The sequence below is a fragment of the Flammeovirga aprica JL-4 genome (genome assembly GCF_012844305.1).
GTDB classification, from domain to species: domain Bacteria; phylum Bacteroidota; class Bacteroidia; order Cytophagales; family Flammeovirgaceae; genus Flammeovirga; species Flammeovirga aprica.
Genome location: NZ_JABANE010000395.1, coordinates 1 through 604, shown reverse-complemented (window position 1 = coordinate 604; position 604 = coordinate 1). Strand labels below are relative to the sequence as shown.

At 30.8% G+C, this 604-nt stretch carries 1 protein-coding gene; it reads left to right on the top strand.

Features of this window, described 5'->3' with window-relative positions:
- Positions 1 to 115 precede the first annotated feature (115 nt).
- Positions 116 to 604 (top strand): hypothetical protein (locus HHU12_RS34575; protein ID WP_205960106.1); only part of this gene is annotated, 489 nt, incomplete at its 3' end.

The window sequence follows — 604 nt, the reverse complement described above, 5'->3', positions numbered from 1 at the left end:
GTTGAATATGGTCTTTTTTCATCTCTATAAAATTTAGACCTATAATTTACGATAATTTAGTTTACAATGTACTAAGTGAACAAAATAAATTTAGCGTAATACTAAAAAGCTGACTATGAAACTGATTAAATCATTTTTATCATTTGATAAAATAATAGTGTTCACCTTGATTTTAGGTCTAACATCATGTTCCCAAACTTCCATGGAAAAGTTTAAAGACAAAATTGTGAGTTATTTTTTGAACAAGGCTTTAAATCCTTCAGGTAAAGTGTCTGCTAGAAATGTGAAAATTTTTAAGGATACTCCGGTATATAAAGTAGCGAAAACATTAGCATCTGATGATTATGACAAAGTGTTGCATCAACTAAGAGGTTTATCTGGTAATCTAATTGACTATCAAGAACCATTTTACGGGCAAACATTACTATCTTTTTCAACTCTAAAAGGTTATTACAATGCTTGTAGGGCATTAGTGGATGCAGGAGCCGATGTAAATATAACATCTCCTTACGATGGGGATTCAGCTTTTACAACGGCGTGTAAGATCAAAGAAGATAATCGGTTTATTCTTTTGTATTTAGAAAACGGAGCTAATGTTCATTAT